Annotated in this window: 20 protein-coding genes; 11 read left to right on the top strand and 9 right to left on the bottom strand. The window is 35.0% G+C overall.

All coding sequences use genetic code 11. The features are described 5' to 3' along the window. Window positions 1-24 precede the first annotated feature (24 nt). Window positions 25-561: a GNAT family N-acetyltransferase gene (locus JCM15579_RS00880; protein WP_054714385.1), complete on the top strand. Its 537-nt coding sequence runs from the start codon at window positions 25-27 to the stop codon at window positions 559-561. Here JCM15579_RS00880 and JCM15579_RS00875 read toward each other — a convergent pair. After that, entirely contained in the window at window positions 548-1,006 is a 459-nt protein-coding gene (locus tag JCM15579_RS00875; protein WP_054714382.1) for a type I restriction enzyme HsdR N-terminal domain-containing protein, read from the bottom strand. The genes JCM15579_RS00880 and JCM15579_RS00875 overlap by 14 nt on opposite strands. A gap of 60 nt (window positions 1,007-1,066) precedes the next feature. Here JCM15579_RS00875 and JCM15579_RS00870 point away from each other — a divergent pair, with 60 nt between their 5' ends. From JCM15579_RS00870 to JCM15579_RS00835, 8 genes are read left to right on the top strand one after another with little or no spacing between them, the layout of a single operon-like run. Further along, complete coding sequence (locus JCM15579_RS00870) at window positions 1,067-1,837, top strand: AMP nucleosidase (protein WP_054714378.1); 771 nt, start codon at window positions 1,067-1,069, stop codon at window positions 1,835-1,837. 9 nt (window positions 1,838-1,846) lie between these two features. After that, window positions 1,847-2,848, top strand: a complete 1,002-nt coding sequence (gene holA / locus JCM15579_RS00865; RefSeq protein WP_054714375.1) for a DNA polymerase III subunit delta — start codon at window positions 1,847-1,849, stop codon at window positions 2,846-2,848. A 38-nt stretch (window positions 2,849-2,886) separates the two neighbouring features. Then, the gene (locus tag JCM15579_RS00860; RefSeq protein ID WP_083464483.1) at window positions 2,887-3,570 is read left to right on the top strand and encodes a T9SS type B sorting domain-containing protein; all 684 of its coding nucleotides are present in this window, start codon (window positions 2,887-2,889) and stop codon (window positions 3,568-3,570) included. Window positions 3,571-3,572: 2 nt separating this feature from the next. After that, window positions 3,573-4,526 carry a PorP/SprF family type IX secretion system membrane protein gene (locus JCM15579_RS00855; RefSeq protein ID WP_054714369.1) on the top strand — a complete coding sequence of 318 codons (954 nt, stop codon included), beginning with the start codon at window positions 3,573-3,575 and terminating at the stop codon, window positions 4,524-4,526. A gap of 5 nt (window positions 4,527-4,531) precedes the next feature. Further along, a complete protein-coding gene (locus tag JCM15579_RS00850) occupies window positions 4,532-6,613 on the top strand; it encodes an OmpA family protein (protein WP_054714367.1) in 2,082 nt (693 codons plus the stop codon). Window positions 6,614-6,624: 11 nt separating this feature from the next. Then, complete coding sequence (locus JCM15579_RS00845; protein WP_054714363.1) at window positions 6,625-7,230, top strand: rhomboid family intramembrane serine protease; 606 nt, start codon at window positions 6,625-6,627, stop codon at window positions 7,228-7,230. Between the two features lie 3 nt (window positions 7,231-7,233). Beyond that, a complete protein-coding gene (locus JCM15579_RS00840) occupies window positions 7,234-7,731 on the top strand; it encodes a D-glycero-alpha-D-manno-heptose-1,7-bisphosphate 7-phosphatase (RefSeq protein WP_054714361.1) in 498 nt (165 codons plus the stop codon). 1 nt (window position 7,732) lies between these two features. Continuing rightward, a complete protein-coding gene (locus JCM15579_RS00835; RefSeq protein WP_054714358.1) occupies window positions 7,733-8,587 on the top strand; it encodes an aminotransferase class IV in 855 nt (284 codons plus the stop codon). 17 nt (window positions 8,588-8,604) lie between these two features. On the opposite strand, the gene JCM15579_RS00830 is transcribed toward JCM15579_RS00835, so the two are convergent. Next, window positions 8,605-9,195: a YqgE/AlgH family protein gene (locus tag JCM15579_RS00830; protein ID WP_218186007.1), complete on the bottom strand. Its 591-nt coding sequence runs from the start codon at window positions 9,193-9,195 to the stop codon at window positions 8,605-8,607. 155 nt (window positions 9,196-9,350) lie between these two features. Between JCM15579_RS00830 and JCM15579_RS00825 the strand changes: the two genes are divergently transcribed. Then, a complete protein-coding gene (locus tag JCM15579_RS00825) occupies window positions 9,351-11,279 on the top strand; it encodes a Na+/H+ antiporter NhaC family protein (RefSeq protein ID WP_083464482.1) in 1,929 nt (642 codons plus the stop codon). Window positions 11,280-12,028: 749 nt separating this feature from the next. On the opposite strand, the gene JCM15579_RS00820 is transcribed toward JCM15579_RS00825, so the two are convergent. Beyond that, a complete protein-coding gene (locus tag JCM15579_RS00820; protein WP_218186006.1) occupies window positions 12,029-14,473 on the bottom strand; it encodes an alpha-ketoacid dehydrogenase subunit alpha/beta in 2,445 nt (814 codons plus the stop codon). A 231-nt stretch (window positions 14,474-14,704) separates the two neighbouring features. Between JCM15579_RS00820 and JCM15579_RS00815 the strand changes: the two genes are divergently transcribed. Then, a complete protein-coding gene (locus tag JCM15579_RS00815; RefSeq protein ID WP_054714352.1) occupies window positions 14,705-14,950 on the top strand; it encodes a hypothetical protein in 246 nt (81 codons plus the stop codon). 440 nt (window positions 14,951-15,390) lie between these two features. Here the strand turns inward: JCM15579_RS00815 and JCM15579_RS00810 are convergent, their stop codons facing one another. The 6 genes from JCM15579_RS00810 to JCM15579_RS00785 all read right to left on the bottom strand — a co-directional run bounded on the left by JCM15579_RS00810 (window position 15,391) and on the right by JCM15579_RS00785 (window position 21,012). Beyond that, entirely contained in the window at window positions 15,391-16,395 is a 1,005-nt protein-coding gene (locus JCM15579_RS00810) for an FAD:protein FMN transferase (protein ID WP_054714350.1), read from the bottom strand. Window positions 16,396-16,506: 111 nt separating this feature from the next. Then, window positions 16,507-17,766 (bottom strand): NADH:ubiquinone reductase (Na(+)-transporting) subunit F, encoded by a 1,260-nt coding sequence (gene nqrF / locus JCM15579_RS00805; RefSeq protein ID WP_054714347.1) that lies wholly within the window; start codon window positions 17,764-17,766, stop codon window positions 16,507-16,509. Window positions 17,767-17,820: 54 nt separating this feature from the next. After that, entirely contained in the window at window positions 17,821-18,438 is a 618-nt protein-coding gene (gene nqrE / locus JCM15579_RS00800; protein WP_054714346.1) for an NADH:ubiquinone reductase (Na(+)-transporting) subunit E, read from the bottom strand. An 18-nt stretch (window positions 18,439-18,456) separates the two neighbouring features. Continuing rightward, window positions 18,457-19,101, bottom strand: a complete 645-nt coding sequence (locus tag JCM15579_RS00795) for an NADH:ubiquinone reductase (Na(+)-transporting) subunit D (protein ID WP_054714342.1) — start codon at window positions 19,099-19,101, stop codon at window positions 18,457-18,459. A gap of 7 nt (window positions 19,102-19,108) precedes the next feature. Then, window positions 19,109-19,813, bottom strand: a complete 705-nt coding sequence (nqrC, locus tag JCM15579_RS00790) for an NADH:ubiquinone reductase (Na(+)-transporting) subunit C (RefSeq protein WP_054714339.1) — start codon at window positions 19,811-19,813, stop codon at window positions 19,109-19,111. Between the two features lie 20 nt (window positions 19,814-19,833). Continuing rightward, window positions 19,834-21,012, bottom strand: a complete 1,179-nt coding sequence (locus tag JCM15579_RS00785; RefSeq protein ID WP_054714336.1) for an NADH:ubiquinone reductase (Na(+)-transporting) subunit B — start codon at window positions 21,010-21,012, stop codon at window positions 19,834-19,836. Window positions 21,013-21,014 lie beyond the last annotated feature (2 nt).

Raw genomic sequence — 21,014 nt, 5'->3', positions numbered from 1 at the left:
AACTAGTTTATAAAGTACTATAAAATGCAAATTCTAGAGAATAATAACATTCGCTTAAGAGCACTGGAACCAACTGATTTAAAATTGCTTTACAGTTGGGAAAACGATTCCTCAATTTGGGAAGTTAGTCATACTCTTAAACCATTCTCTTTATTTGTTTTAAAGCAATACATGGAAACAAGTCACTTGGATATTTTTGAAAGCAAGCAATTGCGTTTGGTCATTGAACGAAAAGAAGATCAGGAACCGGTTGGACTAATAGATCTATTTGATTTTGACCCATTTCATCAACATGCAGGAATTGGAATATCTATTAACAACAGGGAACATCAGCAAAAAGGTTATGCCACCGAAGCATTGGAAACCTTATGTGATTATGCTTTTTCTGTTCTGCAAGTTCACCAGTTGTACTGTAACATCACATCAAAAAATGAGGCCAGTTTAAAGCTTTTCCAAAACCAAGGGTTCGAAATAGCAGGCTTAAAAAAAGATTGGATAAAAACACAAAATGGCTGGTTAGATGAGTATTTACTTCAGAAAATAAACTCTACAAATCTTTAATCGATTGATAGTTGGGTATATCTTCCAAAAATTTAAAACTTTTTTTTTCGTAATCCATATAGCAGCAAAAATGCCTTAATCCGTTAGTTACTACCAAAAATGGAACTCTCAATTTCATGTTGTAGCGTGCAATTTGATTGAACACATCTTGTGTAATTTTAATTTTACTTGCTTTGCATTCTACAATCATAATTGGATTGGCATTGCGGTTGTACAAAACAATATCACTTCGTTGTGGTAGCAAATTAACATCAACTTTTTTTTCAACAGCTATTAAGGAGGCTGGATAATCTTTTTCCTCTACCAAATACCGAATAAAATTTTGCCTCACCCATTCTTCCGGAGTTAATACTACATACTTCTTTCGAATACTGTCGAAAATTAGTTTTCTTTGCAGATCAGATTTTATTTTGAAGGAATAAGTTGGTAAATTTAAATTTTCCATAAAAAAGCTGTTAATCGGCTAAAGTTACAAGATTATTCCTTATAAAACCGCTACACATTCATGAAGACCAAAGAAGAAATTGTAAAAAACTGGCTAACAAGATATACAGGCCGAGAACTTTCAGAATTCACTCCATATATTTTGCTTACCAATTTCAACCACTATGTTGAACTTTTTGCTGAATGGCACGGTTGCGAAATTTTGGGAGAAGACAAGGCAATGCCAAATGCATCAGCCGATGGAGTTACCATTATCAATTTTGGAATGGGAAGTCCTAATGCTGCAACAATTTTGGATTTGCTTAGTGCAATTAAGCCCAAAGGCGTTCTTTTCCTTGGAAAATGTGGTGGCTTAAAAAGAAAAAACAAATTAGGCGATCTAATTCTGCCAATTGCTGCAATTCGAAGCGAAGGTACATCAAACGACTATCTTCCGCCAGAAGTGCCAGCATTGCCTGCATATTCATTGCAAATGGCAGTTTCACAGGTTATATCCAATCGAAATAAAGATTATTATACAGGAACCGTATTTACAACCAACAAACGTGTATGGGAATACGATGAACGTTTCAAGAAATACTTAAGCAAAACTCGTGCTATGGCAATCGATATGGAAACAGCTACCATTTTTACGGTTGGTTTCTACAATGAAATTCCAGTTGGCGCATTGCTTTTGGTGTCGGATCAACCAATGATTTCGGAAGGGGTTAAAACAGATAAAAGTGATGCTTTGGTAACAGATAGCTATGTAAATAACCATCTGGAAATTGGAATTGAAGCTTTAAAAGAGATCATGCACAATCGCAAATCTGTTAAACACCTTAGATTTTAAGTTTGAACCATGACATACGAAGAGATATTTAAAAGTCTTAAGAAAAAAGAATTTGCTCCGATTTACTTTTTAATGGGAGAAGAAAGTTTCTTTATTGATAAGATTACCGATTATATTATAGACAATGCTTTACCTGAGCATGAAAAAGATTTCAATCAAACCATCCTTTATGGAAAAGATACTGACATAGGAACCATTGTTACAACTGCCAGAAGATTTCCTATGATGGCCGAAAAACAAGTTGTAGTTGTTAGGGAAGCTCAAAATATCAAGAATATCGATCAGCTATCATCGTATGTTAAAAATCCCTTAAAGTCAACCATTTTAGTAGTTAACTACAAATACAAATCATTGGATAAGCGAAAAGCTTTTACCAAAGATGTTGCTCAAAATGGAATTCTTTTCGAATCAAAAAAAATATACGAAAATCAAATTCCTGATTGGATTAAAAAATATGCTGCGAACTTAAAATATAAAGTTGATAATAAGGCCGCATTTCTATTGGCTGAATTCCTAGGTAACGATTTAGGCAAAATTACCAATGCCATCGAAAAGCTAACTATAAATATTACCAATAGCGATACAATCACACCTACTGATATTGAAAAAAACATCGGAATATCAAAAGATTACAACAATTTCGAGCTGCAAAATGCATTAGGTAAAAAAGATGTATTAAGGGCCAATCAAATCATAAACTATTTTTCTACCAACGAAAAAAATCATCCTATTGTTGTAACCATTGCTTTAATACACTCGTATTTCTCCAAAGTTTTAAAGTATTATTTCTTAAAAAATAAAACGAACGAAAAAGTTGTTGCTTCAAGTTTACGAATCAATCCTTATTTCGTAAAAGATTATAAACTGGCATCTAAAAATTACAATCCCAAGAAATTGGTTTCAATTATTGAGATGCTGCGGGAATATGATTTAAGATCGAAAGGATATGGTGATGTAGGAACGAAACAAGGAGATCTTTTAAAAGAATTGATCTTTAAAATTCTCCATTAGCAGCAGCGTTAAAACTTAATTTTACGCAACACCCTAATATGAGAATAAATCTACCCATTCGACTACTGTTACTTGGATTCTCACTCTGCACAAGTTTATTGTGTTTGGGACAAACTGGTGAACCACCAGTTGCCAAAAACGATACGGTTTCCATTACAAACCAAAATTCGGCAAGCGAAGTGGTTTATATTGAAATAGATTTCCTAAAAAATGACAAGTTTTCATCTAAAGAAGAAATCGAAAAATCTATACTTCGCCAAACCGATCAGTTCGGAAAGGCTTATTTAATTGAAGATAATTCCTTAATGGTATATTATCCATACGAGATGAGTTTTGGAACTGACACGATTTACTACGAAATATGTGATCAGGCAAAGCGCTGCAGTAATGCATTTGTAGTAGTTAATGTTCTTGATCCTAATCAGGTTGAACTAGTAATCCCTTCGTCATTCTCACCAAATAACGACAATATTAACGACAAATTTTACATTAAGGGAATTGAAAATTATCCGGAAAACGAGTTTATTGTATTCTCGCGTTGGGGAACCAAAGTTTACGAAAAGAAAAATTACAACAACCAGGAAGCCTGGGATGGTGGTTACAAAAATGCTGGCGTAAAACTTGGTCCTGGAGATAAATTGCCTAAAGGAACCTATTTCTTTAAACTAATTATTAAGAACAAGGAATATGTTAAAAGTGGATATATTGTCGTTAAATATTGAGAATGAATCAACTTTACAAAATTGCAATATTAATTGGACTCCTTTTATTACCCATTTTTAAATCTTGGGCACAAGAAGACATCCGATTTTCAAATTTTTCTTATAATCGATTATTTTACAATCCTGCTTATGCAGGTAGTAGTCGCTTTATGGAAGCTGTACTTGCCTATCGTAATCAGTGGGTAGATGTAGAAGGATCTCCAGAAACAACCGTTTTATCAATACAAGCTCCTGTAAACTACACTAATTTTGGTTTAGGAGCAGTTGTGTACAACAACAGGTTTGGAATTCAGAAAGATAATGCTGTATTTTTTAATTATGCCTACCATCTGCAAGTTAGCATCGAAGGGACTTTGTCAATGGGAATTCAGGCAGGATTTATCAACAAGCAAATTAACTGGACAGAACTGACAACCTACGATCCTAATTTTCCATCTCTGGATGATCCAGCTTTTCCTAATCAGGATATTTCAACTTGGGTTCCGAATTTTGGAATCGGATTTTATTACTACACACCCAAATATTACTTAGGATTTTCAGCCCCAAGACTACTCTCAAACGATCAACCTGCTTCTGAAGGTTTTTCGGATAATATGAAGCTTAAATTCAAAAATACAGTCTGCTATTTGGGAGCTGGTGCTACCTTGCCTATTAATCCAGAATTTGAGTTTAAACCTTCTGCTTTGGTAATCAGTTCCTATTCAGGAACGACAACAGCCATGGCTAATTTTGATATGCTTCATGAAAGTGGTATATCTTTTGGTTTGGGATATAGAACTGATGATTCTGTGGCTGGTAACATTGGGTATCAATTGAGTCAGAAATTAAGTTTCTCATATTCTTATGAAAAATATTTCGGAAAATATCAATCAAAAGGCTTTACAAATCACGAAATAATATTAAATTACAATTTATCTTTAAAAAAGAGCAAAATTACGTCACCAAGATATTTCTAAGTACCATGAACAGTAAAGCTGGATTAAATATCATATTAGTATTTTTTCTAATCACTTTAGGAAATATCTCTTCATTTGCACAATCACAATTGGTCGAAAAAGGCAATCGATATTTTGATAATAGTGAGTTTGCCCATGCAATCAATTATTTCGAAAAATATCTGGAAAGTTCAAATGATATTGATGTAAAAAGAAAATTGGCTGAATGTTATATTAAAATCAATGAAGATACTGAAGCTCTTTACTTATTGGAAAAATTGGTTGTGGATCCAAGAGCCAATTCTGAAGATTTTCTTAGCTATGCTCTCCTATTAAAAAGAACTAGGAATTATAATGAAGCAAAAGTTTGGTTTGAAAAATACGCCAGGCTTAACCCTCGAGATAAAAACATTCAAAATTTAATTCTGTCCTGTAACCTTATCAACGAATTAGAGGACAATCAACAATATATTGTAAAATCTATTCCTATAAATTCTCCACAGTCAGATTTTGCGTCAGCTCTCTACAAAAATGGATTGGTTTTCGTGTCAGGACGACATAACAAAACTTCAAAAGAAATTGATGGCAGAACAGGAGAGCATTATCTTGATTTGTACTATACCGAAAGAATAGGAGATCGTTTTGTGGATCCAATTCCATTTAGCGAAACCTTTAATTCCAAATATCATGAAGGTCCGGCTTGCTTTACACCAAACGAACGATTTGTATATTTCACTCGCAACAAAGGCAATCTAAACCTTGAAGGTAAGTCAGAGTTGAACATTTATTCATCACGTTTTAATGGCAGCTCTTGGGACAAACCTGAATTGTTTCTTTTTGCAGGTCATGCCTATTCAATTGGACATCCTAGTATATCTTCGGACGGGAGATATTTGTATTTCATCTCAAATATGAAAGGTGGATACGGGGGAACAGATATTTACGTTTGTCGAAAACTGGGATTCTCTTGGAGTAAACCAATTAATTTGGGACCTACGGTTAACACTTCCGGTAACGAAATGTTTCCTTTCATTGGTGATGACAATTACCTGTATTTTGCCTCTGATGGACATATTGGCTTAGGAGGTCTGGATATTTTTAAAACAACATTTGAACAGAATAGCTGGACTTATCCGGTAAACCTTGGTCTTCCATTCAATTCAGAAAAAGATGATTTTGGATTTATTTTTAAAGGATCGAAAGAAAGCGGTTATTTTTCTTCAAACCGAAGAGGAAATGATGATATTTATTCATTTACTCAAAATCCAGAAAAAATTATTGCCTTACACGGAAGAATAGTTGATAATCATTCAAAGAAAAGCATTCCCAAGGTGGATATTGTTTTAATGGATAATTTGTCCAAAGAAAAGTCGATTCAAAGTAGTGAGAATGGAATGTTCAAAATCGATATTTTCGACAATAAAAATTACAGTTTAATAGTTAGTAAACCAGGCTATAAAACGAAGAGGATTCTTTATTTTGCTCAAAATGATGCTGCACCTAAACAACTGAATATATCCATGGAAACAACACCTTGGATAAAATTTAAAGGAAGTGTTGTTGACCAGTTTTCCGGACGTGCACTAAAGCAAACCAACATCGAACTTATTAATCGTAGTTATAAGATCAATAGCGTATGCGAAACTGATGATTACGGGGAATTTTCACAAGATATAGATCCTTCAAAATCATATGATGTTATCATTCGAAAAGATGGATATTTCACAAAAGTGATTACAAATTATCGTTATCAATCGGATCATTTTGAGCAAATAGAATTGCAAAAGTTCAATAAAAATGAGAACATGCAACTATTTGGTGTTGAATATGAAAAAAACTCGGCTGAACTAAGTAAAAATACCATTCTTGAGCTTGATAATTTAGCGAATCTATTGATTGTAAATCCGAATATTGCCATTCAAATAATCGGCTTCACAAACTTTGACAATGGCAAAAGGGATAATAATATTATTAGCCTTGAAAGAGCTTCACAAGCTGCCGAATATGTAATTTCAAAAGGAATTACCACAAATAGAGTTGAATACAAAGCTGGAGGATATGATCCAGGCAAACCTGCTTTAACAGTTAAACTGTTAGAAGCTTTTTAGAAAAACACAACATGACCATAATAATAATTGCCATAACAGTACTGATCTCACTAGCAGCTTTTCAGAACAACGATTTGCTGTACAAATATCAGTTTAATGCATATCAAATCACAAAAAGAAATCAGTGGTACAGAATAATTACGTACGGATTTTTACATGCCAATTGGGATCACCTGCTGGTAAATATGATTGTGCTGTATTTTTTTGGAGATGCTTTGGAATACTACTTTAGCTATAATTTTGGTTCTGCAGGAGTAATTTATTTCATTGTCCTATATCTTGGTGCTATTGTTCTATCTACGCTATATGATTTAAACAAACACAAAGAACACTACCATTACAATGCAGTTGGTGCTTCTGGTGCTACCTCAGCCGTTGTTTTTGCAACCATATTTTTTGCCCCATTACAGCCAATTTATTTGTTCTTTGTAATACCGATTCCCGGAATAATTTTCGCAGCAGGATACCTTTATTATTCTTACTATATGGGAAAGAAAAATATTGACAATATAGGTCATAGTGCACACTTCTATGGAGCTTTGTTCGGATTTCTGTTTCCATTAATCATTAAACCCAAATTATTCTCCTTATTTTTGCAGCAGATTCTCAATTTTTAAAGCATGCAAAAAGCTATTTTTCTTGACCGCGATGGTGTAATCAACTCCGATGTGGGGCATTATTACATTTATCGTATTGAAGACTTTGTAATTAACGATGGTATTATTCCATCATTGAAAAAATTCACTGAAGCTGGCTACAAGTTGTTTATTGTTACCAATCAAGGTGGAGTTGCAAAAGGAATTTATACTGAAGATGATGTTAATGAAGTTCATGAACATCTTCTAAGCATTCTGAAAAAAGAGAATATTACAATTGAAAAAATCTACTTCTGTCCTCATCACAACAGTGTGGCAGCTTGTGAATGCAGGAAACCAAGTCCTTATTTTATCAAAAAAGCAATTCAGGATTATAAAATTGATCCAGACCAATCTTATATGATTGGAGATAGCTTACGAGATAAACAATCGGCTGAAGCCGCTGGAATAAAAGGAATAAAGGTAGAAGCAAATGAAAATATCGAATCGTACTGCGATAAAATTATAAAAGGAGAATTATAGTATGGGGGTTAGCGAATATATTAATTTAAATGGTGAATTGTTTCCTAAAGACAGTCCAGTTTTTGGGGCTGCAAACCGTGCTTTCCGTTATGGCGATTCTCTTTTTGAAACCATCCATTCAAATGGAACTGAGATTCAATTTTTCGATCAGCATTTAGATCGATTAATTATGGGAATGAAAACCATAGGAATGATTGTACCTGAAAACTTCAGAGATAAACTGAAAATCAACATTACGTATTTGATCAATAAAAACAAGTCGTTTGCAGGTACGAGAATCCGCTTGAGCGTATTTAGAAATGATGGTGGATTATATACTCCAATTGATAATACGGTTTCGTATTTGATCGAAACATCTCGTCTAGAGAAAGACCAGTATGTGATCAATAAAAAAGGGCTTAAAATTGACATTTATAAGGACTGCAGAAAATCATCCGACATTATTTCTCAATTCAAAACTGGTAATTCCCTTCTGTTTATTATGGCTGGAAATTATAAAAACAGTATGCATTTGGATGACTGTTTAATTCTTAACGAGAGAGGAAATCCAATTGAAAGTATCAGTTCGAATTTGTTCATTGTAAAAAATGATATTCTGATGACACCTTCTATCGAAAGTGGAGCAGTAAGTGGAATTATGAGGGAACAATTAATCGAAACTGCCCTAAAATTAAACATGACTGTTTACGACGATTGTATGATTACGGTTAATGATTTACTTGAAGCTGATGAAATTTTCTTAAGTAATGCAATTAGCGGAATTAGATGGGTAGTTGCCTTTAGAGAACGTAGATATTTTAATAAAACCGCAAAACTCTTACTTGAGGAATTAAATAAAAATGCGTTCAAATTCTAATTAAGGTTGATCTCATATTAATTCATACTTGGATTTTCAGGAAAGTTGGACCACATACGATATCTGCCTCCAAGTTTGCGCAATGATTGCTCCCATAAATTGTCATTATTGAGACTCATTATGCTTCTAACATCAATTTGGCTAACCAACCATGAATTTTCCTTTATTTCCTCATTCAGCTGACCTGCACTCCACCCTGAGTATCCTGCAAAAAATCTCACCTGGTGAGGAAGCACTTTCTTCTCCTCAATTAAATCCTTTAAAACACTAAAATCACCACCCCAATACAAATTATCAAAAATATGAATGCTGTTTGGAATTAAGTGAGGCAGTGTATGTATGTAATAAATTCGGTTAGTATCTACTGGTCCGCCAACAAAAACATCGCCGTCAAAATGAGCAATGCTAACCAATACTTCATCAACCGATAAATTAATTGGTTTGTTCAAAACAAATCCTACTGCACCTTCATTATTAAATTCAGCCAACAATACAATGGAGCGTTTAAAATATCTTCCCTCCAGAAAAGGTTCTGCTATCAATACCTTTCCTTTTTCAGGATTAATATTATTGTTGTCCATTCTAAATAAATCCGAAGTCCCGTCCACACTATAAAGTTTAAGTTTCCAAATACAAATTAACCAATTTTGTCAAAGAAAAAAAGAATAAGTCCTTAGGAAAATCTTAATACTTACGTCCATTTAATTTGTACAAAGCAGGTAAAAATAATTACATTTAACACTGTCTAACCAAATTCCCCGCAATGATTAAAAACTCTATCCTCTCAATTCTTTTATTACTGCTATTGCTATCAGTTCAAAAAGCTATTGCTTCTGATCCAGAAAAGAAAACTATCAACAAAGATTTTACGGTTGAACTACCAAAAATAATTATTGGTGATATTCCTTCAGAAATTACACTTCATTTAAAAGATGAAAGCCATCTAAACAAAGATTCGGTTTTGGTAAAAATAAATGGAAGTGATGTTTGGGTTCAACCTGAACTAAATCAATTGAAGATTCCATTTGTATTTAAAGGAAAAGATGCTTTGATCGTAAGCATTTCACAGCAAACACAAAAGGTAAATTACACAGCCATTCCTTTGTGGATGTCGATTTTGCCTCCCCTTATAGCCATTTTAATTGCTTTAGTGTTTAAAGAAGTCTTTTCTGCTCTATTTGTAGGTCTATTCTCAGGAACACTTATCATTTTTGGATATCAGGACATCTCCTTTTTTTCAGCCTTTTTTAAAGCAATTTTTGCAATTTCAGACACCTATATCATCCAATCTTTAGCTGATACAGGCCATATTTCCATTATTGTCTTTTCAATGCTTATTGGAGCTATGGTAAACCTGATCACTCAAAATGGCGGCATGCAAGGTGTGGTGAATAAACTTTCGCGTTTTGCAAACAGCTCTCGATCAGGACAATTTGTTACTTGGCTTTTGGGTGTACTAATATTTTTTGACGATTATGCCAATACCTTGGTGGTTGGAAATACAATGCGTCCGGTAACAGATAAATTAAAAATATCCAGAGAAAAACTAGCTTATATTGTAGATTCAACTGCTGCACCAGTAGCTTCCATTGCCATGATAACAACATGGATTGGAATAGAATTAAGTTACATTCAATCTGCAACTGTTCAAATCAATATAGACGAGAGCCCTTACAGTATATTTTTAAATTCATTGCCAACACGATTCTATCCGTTTTTCACTCTCTTTTTCATTTTAATGATAGTAATCTTGAAGAAAGATTTTGGACCGATGTATAACGCAGAAAAAAGGGCTAAATCTGAAACGAAATTTTCAGAAGTCAATAAACATTCCAATGATGAAGTCGACAGTATGGAAATATCGCCCGAAATACCTACACGATGGTACAATGCGGGAATTCCAGTAATGGTTGTAATATTCGGAACATTTGCGGGCTTAATTTATACTGGCTGGAACGAGAACATTTGGGCCAACTCTTCTATCTCATTTGGCACAAAACTATCACATATTATTGGAGCTTCTGATTCTTACCTGGCTCTACTATGGTCATCAATTTCGGCAGTTTTAGTTGCTGCATCATTAAGCATCGGGCAAAGAATCCTAAGTTTAAACAAAACAATTGATGCTCTGATAAAAGGATTTAAAACCATGCTAACCGCAATTCTTATTTTGATACTGGCATGGTCTTTAGCAGATATCACAAAAGATTTGCATACAGCAGATTTTATTTCTAAGATCTTAATTGCAACTGAAGTTCCTCCTCAATTCTTGTCAACATTTACTTTTATTCTATCGGCTTTAATTGCTTTTTCCACAGGTTCATCATGGGGAACAATGGCTATTCTTTATCCATTAATTCTTCCTGCTTCCTGGGCTCTTTGTCATTCGGCTGGAATGAGTGATATTCAAAGTATGAATATTTTTTACATTACAGTTTCTGCAATTTTAGCTGGTTCTGTACTTGGTGATCACTGTTCCCCAATATCAGACACTACCATTTTAAGCTCCCTGGCTAGCTCTTGTAACCATATCGAACATGTAAGAACCCAGCTTCCCTATGCGTTAACTGTAGGTGCTGTAGCAATTATTTTTGGCTTATTGCCTGCGTCGTATGGTATCAGCTCCTGGATATTAATTCCATTAGGGTTTATTTCCCTATTCTTGATTGTAAAATTCATCGGAAGGAGGTAAAAGAAAACCCGGCATATACAGGGGTACAATGCCGGGTGATAATCCTATGTTGATTTGCAAATTATCTTATCAGACAATTAACCACTAACCACAATGAATCAAATCAACACTAACTAAAAGTTTTCATTTATATAGACGATTAAAACATCAAAATGGGTTACTTTTCATCTGTGTTTCTTTGCTTTTTTAACAAACTTTAACGTTTATGGAGAGATTTTTGGTATTTTTTCAACTTACTCCTTAAAATACCAAATAAAAAAACGATCATCCCCCCTAAGAATGATCGTTTAAATGCTATATAATATAGCCCTTTAGAATTGTGCCCATCATATCATTACCATTACTTTACTTAAGGCACGTACGAACTAAAAAGTTATTCGCAACAAGACCCCTATTTCTTGTCATGAACAATACTAAAACAAGGAAGTAACAAAAATGGGTGACAAGAAGTTAAATTTTTTTAAAGATTTATATTTCTATAAAGAGTAGAGCGAAAAAAAAAAGCAATCACTTTTTAATAAAGTGATTGCTTATGCAAGTATATTTTGCTTAAATGTTTGTACGGCTGGAAAGAATTACCACATTGCATCCAACTATTACTAACTAAAAGCTTAATTGAGAAATAACCCACTAAGAAAATCTCTCAATCACTCATAAGACAATTAAATATTCAAATAGGGTGAAAAAAACTATAAAAAAAATCCACAAACTTTTCTGTTTGTGGATTCATTATCAATATAATAAAATTACTATTCTGTGTAAATTGAAGGAAATTTATTTGGATTTGATTCTCTCATGATATCATAAATTACTTCAAAAACATCTTCTGCGTTAGGATTGGAGAAATAGTCTCCATCCGTTCCGTAAGCAGGTCTATGATCTTTTGCTGTAATGGTTCTTGGTTCCGAATCCAAATGGAAATAGGCTTTTTGATCTTCCAATACTTTTTGCATCATAAATGCAGTTGCTCCACCGGGAACATCCTCATCGAAAAATACAATTCGATTAGTTTTCTTTACCGATTCTAAAATTCTTTGGTTCACATCAAAAGGCAGTAATGTTTGAACATCTATTAGTTCTACAGAGATATCAAAATCTTTTAATTGCTTCACTGCATCTTCTGCAATTCTTACACAAGACCCATACGTAACCAAAGTAATATCACTACCTTCATTTAAAACCTCAGGAACTCCCAGTGGTGTTTTAAATTCGCCCAAATTCTCCGGTAGTTTTTCCTTTAATCGATATCCATTTAAAGGTTCAATTACCAAAGCAGGTTCATCGGATTCCAATAGTGAGTTATATAAACCTGCAGCAACAGTCATATTTCTTGGAACACAAACATGAACTCCACGAATTGAATTAATTACCATACTCAATGGAGAACCTGAATGCCAGATTCCTTCCAATCGGTGACCACGTGTACGGATAATCACCGGAGACTTCTGTCCACCTTTGGTTCTGTATTGCATGGTTGCCAAATCATCACTCATGGTTTGCAGCGCATAAAGCAAATAATCGAAATACTGAATTTCAGCGATCGGTCTTAATCCACGCAAAGCAAGTCCAATTCCTTGTCCAAGAATGGTAGCTTCACGAATTCCTGTATCGGTAACGCGAAGTTCTCCAAACTTCTCCTGCATTCCTTCTAAACTTTGGTTAACACCACCGATAAATCCAGTATCCTCTCCAAATGTTAGTAATAAAGGATATTTCGTAAATAATTTATCAAAATTATCGCGCAATACTTCTCTCCCATTTACCATTTTAGAATTTTCCCCATAAACCGGTGCAACCGGTTTTATATTGCTAACTTTTAACTCTGTTTCACTATACAAATGACTACTATATCGTTCATGATTTTCATCAATAGTACTTTTCAGCCAAACCTGCAGTTGAGATTTCAAAGGCTTAAAGCTTTCACAGGTTGAACAGATGTGTCTTAAAATCTTTTTGGCAGCACTCACATTGTCTTTACGAACAGGATGAATTACTTTCTTTAATCCTGAGGTGATATTATTGATACGGTCTGTCTTCTTACAATTACATCCTGCATTTTCTACAAGTGTAATCAGTTCATCACGCTCTTTTTTGATTGGGTCAGCAAAGCTTTTCCAAGCAGTTTGACGTGCCTTCTTTACAATATCTATGGCCTCTTTCTCAATCTCATCCAACTTCTCACTTTCAATCAATTCCATCGAAAGAATCCATTCTCTCATCTTCTTGATTGGATCGAAGTTAGTCTCCCATTCCAAACGCTCCTTTGATTTGTATCTTTCGTGAGAACCGGATGTTGAATGACCTAAAGGTTGTGTCATCTCTGAAACGTGAAACAATACTGGCACATGATCGCGACGACAAAGTTCTACTCCTTCAGCATACATCTTACACAAAGCAGGGTAATCCCAACCTTTAGCTTTGTATATCAAATATCCATCTCCCTTCTCATCTTGCTCAAATCCCTTTAATACTTCTGAAATGTTTTGCTTGGTAGTCTGATATTTATTTGGAACTGAAATTCCCCAACCATCATCCCATACACTCATTGCCATTGGCACTTTTAATACTCCTGCAGCATTAATGGTTTCCCAAAAATGTCCTTCGGAAGTACTAGAATCACCAATTGTACCAAAAGCTACCTCATTTCCTTCAATCGAAAAGTTAGTAAACTGATGTAACTCTTTATTCTCTCTAAATAATTTTGAAGCATATGCTAAACCCAGTAATCGAGGCATTTGTCCTGCGGTTGGCGAAATATCTGCTGATGAGTTTTTTTGTTCTGTAAGATTTTTCCATGAACCATCTTCATTCAAACTTCTCGAGGCATAATGATTATTCATTAAACGCCCTCCGTTTGCTGGGTTTTTATCCAGTTGGGTTTCCCCAAACAATTGTGCAAAAAACTCTTCTGGCGTTAGCATACCAGCTGCAAGCATAAAAGTTTGATCTCGATAATATCCAGATCGCCAATCGCCTTTTCTGAAAGATTTTGCCATTGCAATTTGAGCAATTTCTTTTCCGTCACCAAAAATTCCAAATTTGGCCTTACCAGTCAAAACTTCTTTACGACCTAAAATACTTAATTGACGGCTTATATTTGCTATACGATAATCTTCAAGAACTTCGGAAGTAAAATCTTCGTATGATAAATTATCATCTTTTGCTTCCATGTTTTCCTTTATTGTTTCTGACATATTATTTCAATTTTCTGAATTCGAAATAATCTCCCCCTTATTTCAGAACCCATAGTATGTTAGTGTGTTTATTTAACAGATTTTTTTTGATTTTTATAAAATCAAATTTAAAAAGAATTATTCTAAATAAGAAGAAATACTTCAAGTATTTAAGACCTTTTATTCTTGTTTAATTTGGTCGAGAAATACTGAAATGATATCTTTGCCTTTAATTTATTAAGAATTATCGAAATGTTTATAAAGCTTATACTTATAACTGCTGTTATTCTGGCAATTGCATTTATTGGATTCGCCATTTCAATCTTGATTAAAAAGAATGGTAGATTCCCTGAATTGCATATTGGAAGGAATGAAGAACTAAAGAAAAGAGGAATTAGTTGTGCTACATCGCAGCACAAAATGGAGCAGGAAAAGGCTAAAAATGCGAAACTTCATAGGAAGTTAACTCTTCTTGATAAAGAATTGGAAAGTCTTTAATTCAGCACTGCTCTAACGCCCTGAAAAGTTAAAAAAGACTAAAATTCTAATTTTTGCCAAACAACACAATTCCATTAAACGTATCTTTATTAAAATGTAAAGATTAAAATGACTATGTTTCTAAAGATATTATTACTCGCAGTATTTTTGCTTTTTTTGGCATTTATTGGATTTGGTATTAAACTCTTATTTGATAAAAATGCCAAGTTTACAGGAGGTGGATGCAGTTCATGCGCTTGCAGCGATGATGAAGCAGAAACCTGCAATACGAAATAAATGGTTATCGGTTTTCCGTTTTATTCTGTTTGTATTATTTCATAACAACTACTTTTCAAACATTTAATCAGAGAACCGATAACTTATATTATCTGTAAAAAGGTTTGTGAAGTACATCACCCCACAAATCATATTTGAATACTATTTGATGGATACCCTTGGAATTACTCAAGAATATTTCCTTTTAGGTTTTCTGTAGTGTATGTTGCCAAACTCCCATTTTCATCTGTGTAGATAAAATAAGCCTCCAATTCAGGATCATTTTGAACGATTTCAACACTCTTTTCTAAACCCAACACCATAAATGCAGTTGCATAAGCATCAGCCTTCATACAAGTTGGTGCAACAACCGATGCTGACAATAAACTGTGTTGTACTGGGTATCCCAATCGTGGATCAATAGTATGAGCATATTTCTTTCCATCTTTCACATAGAACTGGCGGTAGTTTCCTGATGTTGCCATAGCTCCATTTTTCAATTCCAACACATCCTGAATTTGTCTGGTCAAACTTGTAGGATCATCAATAGGTTTATCGATTCCCACACGCCAAGCTCTTTCTTTATTGCTAATTCCTTTAACTCTTATTTCACCTCCAATTTCAACCATATAGTTGGTGATTCCTTTTGATTCCAAAAAGTCTGCTACAATATCAACTCCATAACCTTTGGCAATAGCACTGGCATCAAACATGATCCTAGGATCTTCTTTAATCACTTTTCCAGCCTCCAATCTCACTTTTTGATATCCTACTACTTGTAACAAACTATCAACTGGGATTTCCTCTGGTTCGAGCTTATTTTTAAAACCAAATCCCCAAGCGTTAACCAGCGGTGCAACCGTCCAATCAAAAGCGCCATCCGTCGCTTTGGCAATCTGTTCACTAGTTTCAAAACAAGTTGTAAAATAATCATCCAAAACCACCGTTGAATCATTCTCATTCACTCTTGAAATTACCGACTCAGGATTATAAGTAGATAAGGAGAAATCAAACTCCTTTAATTTTTCGAGAATTTCAGCTTGCAATCCATCTTCATTTGGATATTGATATACCATGTGATAAAAGGTTCCAAACACTTTTCCCTCATTGAAATGATATTTTGCTTCCTGTTTACATGCTCCAACTACAATAATTAGTAGAAAAAGACTTATATACTTTAGCTTGTTCATGATATTAAATTATAATTGATGAATGATAAAAAATTACCATTCTAAAACACGAAATTACACAGAGTCCTTAAAACAAACAAGCCCCGATAAATCGAGGCTTGCTTTATATTGTTATGATCCGAAATCGTCAAATTCAACCATTTCGTCTGGTACTCCTAATTCATACAGCATGTTTGTAACAGCTGAGTTCATCATTGGAGGTCCACACAAGTAGTATTCGATATCTTCCGGCTCTTCGTGTTTGCTTAGGTAGTTATCGTAAATTACCTGATGAATAAATCCAGTTGGTCCTTCCCAATTATCTTCTGGTAGTGGCTCAGAAAGTGCCAAGTGCCATTCGAAGTTAGGGAAATCTTTAGCGATAGCATCAAATTGCTCAGCGTAGAACACCTCTTTCAATGAACGAGCTCCATACCAGAAAGTAGCCTTACGACCTGTTTTCACTGTGTGGAACAAGTGGAAGATGTGTGAACGCATTGGAGCCATACCAGCACCACCACCAATAAACATCATCTCGTTATTTGTTTCTTTGATGAAGAACTCTCCATAAGGACCCGATACAGTTACTTTATCACCCGGCTTACGTGAGAAAATGAAAGAAGAACAAATACCTGGATTTACCTTCATCCATGTGTTATTTACTCTATCCCAAGGTGGAGTAGCAATACGAATGTTCAACATCACGATGTTACCCTCTGCAGGGTGGTTAGCCATAGAGTATGCACGATAAGTTGGCTCTGGGTTCTTCATTGTAAGATCCCACAACTTAAACTGATCCCAATCAGCTTTGTACTCATCTTCAATAATCATATCCTTGAAATCAACATCAATCTTAGGTACATCAATCTGAATGTATCCACCTGATTTGAAGTCAAGAATTTCTCCTTCAGGAAGTTTTACAACGAACTCTTTAATGAAAGTTGCAACGTTGTGGTTTGAAACAACCTCACACTCCCATTTCTTAATTCCCATAATTTCCTGAGGAATAGACATAGTCATATCCTCTTTTACTTTTACCTGACAAGCCAAACGCCAATCGTTTTGAGCTTCTTTACGGGTAAAGTATCCTGTTTCTGTTGGCAAAATTGATCCAGCACCTGAGTGTACCTGACACTTACACATTGCGCAAGTTCCACCACCACCACAAGCTGATGGCAAGAAGATTTTAGCATTACCCAATGTACCCAAAAGGGTATTTCCTGGCTCAACAACCAATTTTTGGTCTCCTTCGTTAATATCAATTGTAACTTCTCCTGATGGAGTAAGCTTCTTTTTAGCGTACAATAGGATAGAAACCAGTACCAGTATCACAAGCAAAAAAATCACAATGCTAGTGGCAATTACTGTTCCCTGTGTTGTTAATAATATCATCTCTATTCCGATTAAATTTTTTGAAAATTCAATTTACTTTATTCTGTTATCAGCTTAGAGTTTGATACCCATGAAGCTCATAAAAGCAATTCCCATTAATCCTGTTACAATAAATGTAATACCTAATCCTCTAAGTGGAGCAGGAACATTTGAGTAACGGATTTTTTCACGAATTGCTGCAATACCTACAATCGCAAGTAACCATCCAATTCCAGATCCTAATCCGAAAGATGTTACTTCAGCAATTGAACTGTATCCTCTCTCCTGCATAAATAAGGATCCACCTAAAATTGCACAGTTTACAGCAATCAATGGCAAGAAAATACCTAATGAAGAATAAAGTGCTGGTGCAAATTTTTCAACAATCATCTCCACCAACTGTACCATAGAAGCAATTACAGCAATAAACATGATAAAGCTTAAGAAGCTTAAATCAACATCTGCCATAGAAGGATCTAACCATACTAAGGCTCCTTCTGCTAAAATGTATTTGTCTAGCAAGTAGTTCACTGGAACTGTAATACCCAATACGAATACTACTGCCAAACCTAATCCCATAGAAGTTTTTACGGTTTTTGATACCGCAAGGTATGAACACATTCCAAAGAAGAACGCGAATACCATGTTGTCGATAAAAATCGACTTGATAAATATATTAATCAGATTTTCCATGTTTCGATTTTCTTTAGATTAGTTCGACTCAATTAAGGACTTGTCCTTAGATCTCTGTACCCAAATAATGATACCTACAACTACCAATGCCATTGGAGGTAGAATCATTAATCCGTTGTTTTGATATCCCATATCGTAAAATGCCTGAGGGATTACTTTAAACCCGTATAATGTACCTGATCCTAATAGTTCACGGAAAAATGCTACAATTACAAGGATTAAACCATAGCCTGCAGCATTTCCAATACCATCAAGGAAAGCAGGCAGAGGCTTGTTTCCAAGGGCGAATGCTTCCAAACGTCCCATAATGATACAGTTGGTAATAATCAAACCTACGAATACTGATAACTGTTTACTCACGTCGTAAGCGAAAGCTTTCAACACTTGGTCAACAAGGATTACCAAAGCGGCAACCACTACTAATTGAACAATGATACGGATTCGTGATGGAATTGTATTTCTAATTAATGATACGATAACATTTGCAAGTGCCAATACAGCCATAACCGAAATGGTCATCACAACTGCTGGCTCCAACTTAGCAGTTACTGCCAAGGCCGAACAAATACCCAAAACCTGCACAGTAATCGGGTTATCGCTTCCCAAAGGATTGGTAAGCAATTTTTTGTTCTTCGTTGAGAATAATGGTTCTTTATTGCTCATCTTGTGCTTATTTTGAAGATTTTAAAAACTTTTCATAACTGCCAAGGCTTTTCAGAAGCATTTCTTCCAAACCTTTTGATGTAACAGTACCACCTGATACTGCATCAAATTCATGTAAATGTCCTGAAGCAGTTCCTTTTACCAATGCAAGAGGAATAAATTTGCCTGATTGATCGAAAAGTTGTTTCGAAGCAAATTGTTTCTGGAATTCAGGTTTCGATATTTCAGCACCTAAACCAGGTGTTTCACCTTGATGATCGAAGGTTGCGCCATAAATGGTATTACCATCCAATTCCATAGAAATATATCCCCAAATTGGTCCCCACATTCCTTTTCCACGAACAGGAAGAATCATCTTCTTACCAACAGCTTCATTTTGGAAGATGAATACAGGTAATTTTCTATCCGTCAAATCAATTTTGTTCTCTTTTTTCAAGTCAACTCCAAAAGCTTCCTCTTTATCTTCTGAAATAAGAGCTCCTGCTGCATTTACTATCTTTGCCTCAACAATATACTGATCGTATAACTTTTCGGCATCAGCAAAAGTAGAAGCTACCCCTACAGCTTTCAGGATAGCCTGTTTTTTCTCAATTTCCTTGTTCTTGTTCTGACGAGGTTTTAATTGCAAAGCAGTAAATGATAATACTGCGGCTACAATCAGTACCATTACAGAAGCATAAAGGAAAGTATATGTATTACTATTCGTATTCATGTCTTACTTTGATTATTTGATTAAGCTTTCACCTTAACTCGTTTCAATCTTCTCTTTACATTGCCTTGAACAACATAGTGATCAATCAATGGCGCAAATGTATTCATAAGAAGAATTGCCAACATCATAGCTTCAGGGAAACCTGCATTCATTACACGAATCAATACTGCAAGGAATCCAATTAAGAAACCATAAATGTATTTACCTCGTGTAGTTTGAGTAGCTGAAACAGGATCTGTTGCCATAAATACAGCTCCAAATGCAAATCCACCCATGATTAAATGCTGCCATGCAGGAATCAATTCCATATATGGATTTGCACCAATCAAGTTGAAGATAGCTCCCATTGCATAACCACCAACGAATACTGACAACATGATTCTCCAGCTTCCGATACCAGTAGCAATCAAAATCACTGCCCCAATCAATATCGCAAGAGTAGATGTTTCACCTATCGATCCTGGGATCAAACCAATGAACATATCCCAAGCATTGCTAAGGTGTTGTTCGAAGATTGATTTTGCAATTTCACCATTAGCATCAACTAAAGTTGCAGCGTGAGCTAAAGGAGTTGCTCCAGAGAAAGTATCCGCTTTTTCTGCAATCCAAACAGCATCACCAGACATTTTTGATGGGTAAGCAAAGAAGAAGAACGCACGTGCTACCAAAGCAGGATTCCAAATGTTCATTCCGGTTCCACCGAATACTTCTTTACCAATAACAACCGCAAAAGCAGTTGATACAGCTACCATCCACAGTGGAGCCTCAACAGGCATAACCAAAGGAATTAACATACCCGAAACCAGGAAACCCTCGTTTACCGCATGTCCTCTCATTTGCGCAAATGCAAATTCAATTCCCAAACCAACAACGTAAGAAACTACAATAATTGGTAATACTTTGATTAAACCATAAACAAACATATCCATCAATGCAGCAGTTTCACCTACTGATAAGAAATGCTGATAACCGATGTTGTACATACCGAACAACAACGAAGGTATTAAAGCCAAAACAACCACAGACATAGTACGCTTCAAATCGATAGCATCCTTGATGTGTGTACCTGTTTTGGAGGTATGATCAGGAACAAATAGGAAAGTGTCAAAAGCGTCGAAAGTAGACTGCAACTTTGCAAACTTGCCCCCTTTTTCAAATAAAGGTTTCTTTTTATCAAGAAATTTTCTAAGTGCTTTCATTG

The organism is Marinifilum fragile JCM 15579 (assembly GCF_001310955.1).
GTDB lineage: Bacteria > Bacteroidota > Bacteroidia > Bacteroidales > Marinifilaceae > Marinifilum > Marinifilum fragile.
Note: the sequence above shows the minus strand (reverse complement) of the source record. Positions and strands in the feature narration are given on the sequence as shown.

Excerpts from the sequence above, each read along its gene's own strand:
- JCM15579_RS00840 (WP_054714361.1), top strand. The coding sequence starts at position 7,234 with ATGCAAAAAGCTATTTTTCTTGACCGCGATGGTGTAATCAACTCCGAT.
- JCM15579_RS00835 (WP_054714358.1), top strand. The coding sequence starts at position 7,733 with ATGGGGGTTAGCGAATATATTAATTTAAATGGTGAATTGTTTCCTAAA.
- holA (WP_054714375.1), top strand. The coding sequence starts at position 1,847 with ATGACATACGAAGAGATATTTAAAAGTCTTAAGAAAAAAGAATTTGCT.
- JCM15579_RS00795 (WP_054714342.1), bottom strand. The coding sequence starts at position 19,101 with ATGAGCAATAAAGAACCATTATTCTCAACGAAGAACAAAAAATTGCTT.
- nqrE (WP_054714346.1), bottom strand. The coding sequence starts at position 18,438 with ATGGAAAATCTGATTAATATATTTATCAAGTCGATTTTTATCGACAAC.
- JCM15579_RS00870 (WP_054714378.1), top strand. The coding sequence starts at position 1,067 with ATGAAGACCAAAGAAGAAATTGTAAAAAACTGGCTAACAAGATATACA.
- JCM15579_RS00785 (WP_054714336.1), bottom strand. The coding sequence starts at position 21,012 with ATGAAAGCACTTAGAAAATTTCTTGATAAAAAGAAACCTTTATTTGAA.
- JCM15579_RS00875 (WP_054714382.1), bottom strand. The coding sequence starts at position 1,006 with ATGGAAAATTTAAATTTACCAACTTATTCCTTCAAAATAAAATCTGAT.
- nqrF (WP_054714347.1), bottom strand. The coding sequence starts at position 17,766 with ATGATATTATTAACAACACAGGGAACAGTAATTGCCACTAGCATTGTG.
- JCM15579_RS00880 (WP_054714385.1), top strand. The coding sequence starts at position 25 with ATGCAAATTCTAGAGAATAATAACATTCGCTTAAGAGCACTGGAACCA.
- JCM15579_RS00845 (WP_054714363.1), top strand. The coding sequence starts at position 6,625 with ATGACCATAATAATAATTGCCATAACAGTACTGATCTCACTAGCAGCT.
- JCM15579_RS00855 (WP_054714369.1), top strand. The coding sequence starts at position 3,573 with ATGAATCAACTTTACAAAATTGCAATATTAATTGGACTCCTTTTATTA.
- JCM15579_RS00850 (WP_054714367.1), top strand. The coding sequence starts at position 4,532 with ATGAACAGTAAAGCTGGATTAAATATCATATTAGTATTTTTTCTAATC.
- JCM15579_RS00820 (WP_218186006.1), bottom strand. The coding sequence starts at position 14,473 with ATGTCAGAAACAATAAAGGAAAACATGGAAGCAAAAGATGATAATTTA.
- JCM15579_RS00815 (WP_054714352.1), top strand. The coding sequence starts at position 14,705 with ATGTTTATAAAGCTTATACTTATAACTGCTGTTATTCTGGCAATTGCA.
- JCM15579_RS00860 (WP_083464483.1), top strand. The coding sequence starts at position 2,887 with ATGAGAATAAATCTACCCATTCGACTACTGTTACTTGGATTCTCACTC.
- nqrC (WP_054714339.1), bottom strand. The coding sequence starts at position 19,813 with ATGAATACGAATAGTAATACATATACTTTCCTTTATGCTTCTGTAATG.
- JCM15579_RS00810 (WP_054714350.1), bottom strand. The coding sequence starts at position 16,395 with ATGAACAAGCTAAAGTATATAAGTCTTTTTCTACTAATTATTGTAGTT.
- JCM15579_RS00825 (WP_083464482.1), top strand. The coding sequence starts at position 9,351 with ATGATTAAAAACTCTATCCTCTCAATTCTTTTATTACTGCTATTGCTA.